Source organism: Salinicola sp. MH3R3-1 (assembly GCF_001937155.1).
In the GTDB taxonomy this organism is placed as follows: Bacteria; Pseudomonadota; Gammaproteobacteria; order Pseudomonadales; family Halomonadaceae; genus Salinicola; species Salinicola halophyticus.
Genome location: NZ_MSDP01000018.1, coordinates 301,694 through 307,693 on the forward strand (window position 1 = coordinate 301,694; position 6,000 = coordinate 307,693).

Consider the following 6,000-nt stretch of genomic DNA (forward strand, 5'->3'; position numbering starts at 1 on the left):
ACTGCGCTCATCGCGAAGCTCAAAACGATACTCAACGGGCTCAGAACGACGCTCATAACGGCGTTCACAACGACAACGGCCCACTCCTCTTGCGAGGAGTGGGCCGTCTTTTTACCGCCATTCAGGCACTGAACGACTTACTGGCCGCGATTGGCCTTGACGCCTTCCTCGATGCGCCGACCGATGGTCGCATCGATGTTGCGCCAGTACTCGAACACACGAGAAAGCACCGGCTCCTCGACGCCACCGGAGACGTGACCAACCACGTTGTTGACCAGCCGGTCGCGGGCCGCGTCATCCATCACCTTGTTGACGAGGTCATTGGCCTGGCTGTAGTCGTCGTCCGCCGGTCGCAGCGTGTAGGCAGCGCGGACGAACTCGCCGTCGGCCTGCCATACCGCATCTTCCGGATAACGTTCGGGATCGGCCTTGGAGCCCCCCTTGCTGTTCGGTGCGTAGACCGGATCGCTGGCGTTATGCATGCGCATCGCGCCGCCCTTGCTGTAGCTGTTGACCGGCGCCTTGGGCGTGTTGACCGGGATGTGCTTGTAGTTCACCCCGAGACGCGCGCGGTGCGCATCGGCATAGGAGATGGAGCGTGCCAGCAGCATCTTGTCCGGCGACAGTCCAGTACCGGGAACCATGTTGTTGGGTTCGAAGGCAGCCTGTTCGATCTGGGTATGGAAGTCTTCCGGATTGCGATCCAGCTTCATCTTGCCGACTTCCATCAACGGATAGTCGTCGTGCGGCCAGACCTTGGTCAGATCGAACGGATTGATGCGGTAGGTCTTGGCATCCTCGAACGGCATGATCTGAACCTGCAGTGTCCAGGTCGGGTAGTCGCCGCGCTTGATCGCATTGAACAGGTCGCGGCGGTGATAGTCGGCATCGCTACCGGCCATCTCGTCGGCCTGCTCCTGGGTCATGCACTTGATGCCCTGGTCGGTCTTGAAGTGATACTTGACCCAGAAACGCTCACTCTGCTCGTTCACCCACATGTAAGTGTGGCTGGAGTATCCATTCATGTGCCGCCAGCTTGCCGGCACGCCGCGGTCGCCCATCAGCCAAGTCACCTGGTGGGCCGATTCCGGTGCCATGGTCCAGAAGTCCCACTGCATGTCGTGATCGCGCAGACCGTTGTCGGCCCGGCGCTTCTGGGAGTGGATGAAGTGCTGGAACTTCATCGGATCGCGGACGAAGAACACGGGGGTATTGTTACCCACCATGTCGAAGTTGCCTTCCTCGGTATAGAACTTGAGCGCGAAACCGCGCGGGTCGCGCCAGGTGTCCGGGCTGCCGCCTTCGCCGGCGACGGTCGAGAAGCGCGCAACCATCTCGGTCGTCTTGCCCGGCTGGAGAAATTTCGCCTTGGTATATCGGCTGACGTCGTGGGTCACCTCGAAGTGGCCGAAGGCACCGCCGCCCTTGGCATGCGGCTGACGATCCGGAATCATCTCACGGTTGAACGCCGCCATCTGCTCCATCAGGTAGTGATCGTGAAGCACGATCGGGCCATCAGGGCCTACGGAAAGCGAATTTTCTTCGCTCGCTACCGGAATGCCGGCATCCGTCGTCGTCGGTTTGCGGTTGTCGCTGGTCACGATGATCTCTCCCTAATTCAACGCCGCAAGACGATGATCGCCTTGCACTGAAACCTCTTGGCGATGCCCTACTAGATGTCCTACTAATAGGAGTGGTCGCAACGAGTCTACTGCCACATGGCCAAGGAGACTCGGATGTCAGGTCTGCGACACGATCGCCTGAATTCTGCCCGCCTAAGCCATCCCCGGCTCAGGTGCATAGACCCAGCCGAGCAAGACGGCTACCCCATACGGGCGCACCACAACTTATAGAGTGAACCCTGGACACTGTCCAACCGTGGAAAACCGACTTTAGGGCAACGTCACGCCGAATGTAGGACACGCCCACGCTTCATCCCGACAGCCAAAACGGGCAGCGCCAGATGCCGCAAGGGCTGCGTGATAGGCACTGCCTTGTCAGCGACCCGGGACTGATAGTCGCGACCAATACCGCCCATGGGCAAATTTCATGGTTATCACGCTGATCCGCACCGCTCGATGGCACCGCTGACAGTGGCACCATCGCCAAACATTTCTATAGTTAATGAGCTAACGGTATCGGTCATCGGCCGGTAAGTTTCGTAACAAGGACGTTTCACCGAGGTCATCGTGTCCCATCCCCCTGTCACCGCTCAAACGGCCTGTCGCTATCGCGCGCTCTCGGCCGGACTGCTATCGATCCTGCTTACCGGATGCAGTCAGACCCCCATCTCGTTTCTCGATCCTCAAGGGCCCGTTGCTACCGCCCAACGCCACCAGTTCGGCTTGATCATCGCGCTGACATCGATCGTGGTGCTACCGGTACTGATCCTGACCCCCTGGATCGTGATCCGCTATCGCTACGGCGCCCAGTCGGCTTATCGCCCTCGCTGGGGCTTTTCCAAGCTGGCCGATATCGCCATCTGGGGTATTCCTTTCCTCGTCGTCGTGGTGCTCGCCACGGTCGCCTGGCGTAGCACCTTGGCACTGGATCCGTACCGCCCCATTCAAGGCGATCAGAAGACCGAACCCTTGCGGGTGCAGGTGGTCGGCTTCGACTGGAAATGGCTGTTCATCTACCCCGATCAGGGCATCGCGACCGTCAACGAGCTGGTCGTTCCCGCTCACCGCCCTCTGGCTCTGGAGCTGACCTCCGCCAGCGTCATGCAAGGATTCTTCATTCCGGCGCTCGGCAGCCAGATCGATGTCATGAACCGCATGGTGACCCAGCTGCATCTGGAAGCGGACCATATCGGCGAGTTCCCGGGCAAGAACATGCAGTACAACGGCAAGGGGTTCTCGCATCAACGCTTCGTGACTCGCGTCGTCGATGAGCAGACATTCCACAACTTCGTCGCTCACACGGGTGACGACGGCATGACGCTGGATGCCCGGATGTTCGATCGACTGATGGCGCAGAACACTGGCAGGACGCTGGCGCAGTCTCTCGCCCGCGCCGATGTCGGCAGCAACAACGATGGTGACGGTAAAGGCCGGGACGACGACGCCGGACGACTTCGTTTCGGCCACCTGCCCGACGACCTGTTCAGCGATATCGTCGACCATGTATCGCCCGACTGGTCATCGATCTCGACCGAGTCGGCAGGCGTCGCCAGCGACGTATCGGGTTCGCGGGAGGCTCGGCCATGAATCATTGGACAGAATGGGTATTGGGTCGCCTGGACTGGAGCGCGTTACCGTTCTGGGACGCCGTCGTCGATCCGACGACCAAGAACATCGTCAACGCGATCATCGCCAGCGGCGCCGGCGCCATGGTGATCCTCGGCGGCCTGATCGCCATCGGCGTGCTGACATGGACCCGCCGCTGGCGCTGGCTGTGGTCCGAATGGCTGACCAGCCCCGATCACAAGAAGATCGGCATCATGTTTATCGTCATCGCGCTGGTGATGCTGGCGCGCGCGGTGATCGAGGCGGTGTTCATGCGCCTGCAGCAGGCCGTAGGGCTGGGAGGCGGATTCCTCACCGCCGAGCACTTCGGGCAGCTATTCACGACCCACGGCACCATCATGGTGTTCTTCATGGCGATGCCGTTTCTGACCGGCATTATCAACTACTTGATGCCACTGCAGATCGGCACCCGGGATCTGTCGTTTCCGGTGATGAACTCGGTCAGCCTGGGCCTGACCGCAGCCGGTGCGGCACTCGTCATGGTGTCATTGATTCTGGCGCCGTTTTCCACCGGCGGCTGGAGCGGCTATCCCTCGTTTACCGAAAGCGCGGCCAACCCCGGCGCCGGCGTCGACTACTGGATCTGGGCGGTGACCCTGTCGACGCTGTCGTCGACGCTCACCGGCATCAATTTCGCCGTGACCATCTACAAGAAACGCGCACCGGGCATGAGCTGGTTCCGCCTGCCGCTGTTTACCTGGACGGCGCTGTGCACGGCGATCCTGATGATCTTCGGCATGCCGCCGCTGACCGTGGCGACGGCGCTGCTGGCGCTGGACCGCTATCTCGACTTTCACTTCTTCACCGCCGATCTCGGCGGCAACATGATGAATTACGTCAATCTGTTCTGGGCGTTCGGCCATCCGGAAGTCTATATCCTGATCCTGCCGGCATTCGGCATCTTCTCGGAAATCTTCTCGACCTTTTCCGGCAAGAAACTCTACGGCTACGGCGCCTTGGTGATCGCCACGATGGCCATCGCCGTTCTTTCGTTCACGGTCTGGCTCCACCACTTTTTCACCATGGGTCAGAGCGCGCACATCAACGCGATCTTCGGTATCGCCACGATGCTGATCGGCATTCCCACCGGGGTCAAAGTGTACGACTGGATGCTGACGATGTTCCGCGGCCGTATCCGCTTTGCGGTACCGATGATCTACGCGGTCGGCTTCATCATGCTGTTTGCGATCGGCGGGCTGACCGGGATCATCCTGGCGGTGCCGAGCGTGGACTATCAGATCCACAACTCGCTGTTTTTGGTCGCACACTTCCACAATATGCTGATTCCCGGGCTGCTGTTCGGGATGCTGGGCGGCACCAACTTCTGGTTTCCCAAGGCCTTCGGCTTCCGCCTGGAGGAGCGCTGGGGTCGGCGCGCGGCGCTGTGCTGGATCGTCGGGTTCATGCTGGCGTTCTTCCCCCTCTATGCCCTCGGCGTACTGGGGATGCCTCGGCGATCGGCGGCCTTTTTCGAACCGGCTTACCTGCCGTGGACATTGGCCGCCGCTGTCGGCGCGCTGATCATTCTGCTGGCCATGCTGCTGTTGCTGGTCCAGCTCTGGATCAGCATCCGGGATCGGGACGCCAACCGCGTGCCGGCGGGCGATCCCTGGGATGGCCGCAGCCTGGAGTGGTCGGTGTCGGCGCCACCGCCGGAGTACAACTTCCCGGTCATTCCCGAAGTCCACAGCCGCGATGCCTACATGCGCCAGAAGGAGAATGGCCGTGGCGCGCACCCGCGGCCGGACGAGTACACGGATATCGTGATGCCGGCCAACAGCGCCATGGGGCCGATCATGGCCGCCACCGGCTTTCTGATCGCCTTCGGCCTGACCTGGTACGAATGGTGGCTGGTGGTGGCGGCGGGCATCGTCAGCCTGATCGCGCTGGTGGCACGAGGCTACGTTCGCCAGCGTACCCGGACGATCCCCGCACAGACGGTGCGCCGGGAGCACGAGGCCTGGCTCGAGCGCGTCAGCCGTATTCGGCCCGTCTCCCGGCGCGAAGAACAGACGCCGGCCAATCAGGGGCTAGCCATGTCACCGCTCGAGGGAGCCATCCAATGACTGCGACACCGAGCCGCCACCCCGGCCTCAATCTGGGACACGCCCACGGCGATGCCCACGAAGCCAGCGAGGAGTTCGTCTTCGGCTTCTGGGTGTTCATGATGAGTGATCTGATTCTGTTCGGTCTGCTCTTCGCGACCTACGTCACCATGCTCGGCGGCACCGCTGGCGGCCCCGGCCCCGGCGAGCTGTTCGAGCTCAAGAGTGCCTTCATCGAGACGATGCTGCTGCTGGTCAGCAGCTTCACGTTCGGCATGGCGTCGCTAACGCTGAAATATCGCACCGACCGCAAGGTGCTGGTGGCCTGGTTGCTGGTAACGCTGCTGCTGGGCCTTGGCTTTCTCGCCCATGAGCTCTACGACTTTCACAAGATGTTCACCGAAGGCGGCGTGCCTAGCCGGAGCGGCTTTCTGTCCGCTTTCTTTGCCCTGGTGCCGCTCCACGGGCTTCACGTGACCGGTGCCTGCATCTGGTTGATCGCCCTGCTCGGCCAGATTGCCGTGCACGGTCTCGATACGCCCACCAAGACCGGGCTGATGCGGCTGGCGATCCTCTGGCACTTCCTGGATGTGGTCTGGATCGGAATCTTCTCGCTGGTCTATCTGGGAGGCATCGTATGAGCCATCGCCAACTTTCCGAGCAGGAAGCCCAGGAGAAATCCAGCGAGTTACGCACCTATCTGTGGG

4 protein-coding genes are annotated in these 6,000 nt (G+C 61.4%); 3 read left to right on the plus strand and 1 reads right to left on the minus strand.

Going from position 1 to position 6,000, the window contains the following annotated elements:
* Positions 1-137: 137 nt before the first annotated feature.
* Positions 138-1,601 (minus strand): catalase, encoded by a 1,464-nt coding sequence (locus tag BTW08_RS12625; protein ID WP_075562859.1) that lies wholly within the window; start codon positions 1,599-1,601, stop codon positions 138-140.
* Between the two features lie 588 nt (positions 1,602-2,189).
* On the opposite strand from BTW08_RS12625, the gene BTW08_RS12630 reads away from it, so the two are divergent.
* Genes BTW08_RS12630 through BTW08_RS12640 form a run of 3 tightly spaced genes read left to right on the plus strand, consistent with a single transcriptional unit; the run spans position 2,190 to position 5,934 of the window.
* Positions 2,190-3,209, plus strand: coding sequence for a hypothetical protein (locus BTW08_RS12630; RefSeq protein WP_075562860.1), 1,020 nt, complete (start codon positions 2,190-2,192; stop codon positions 3,207-3,209).
* A complete protein-coding gene (locus tag BTW08_RS12635) occupies positions 3,206-5,314 on the plus strand; it encodes a cbb3-type cytochrome c oxidase subunit I (RefSeq protein WP_075562861.1) in 2,109 nt (702 codons plus the stop codon). The genes BTW08_RS12630 and BTW08_RS12635 overlap by 4 nt, the downstream gene beginning before the upstream one ends.
* A complete protein-coding gene (locus BTW08_RS12640; protein WP_075562862.1) occupies positions 5,311-5,934 on the plus strand; it encodes a cytochrome c oxidase subunit 3 in 624 nt (207 codons plus the stop codon). The genes BTW08_RS12635 and BTW08_RS12640 overlap by 4 nt, the downstream gene beginning before the upstream one ends.
* The last annotated feature ends 66 nt before the right edge of the window (positions 5,935-6,000 follow it).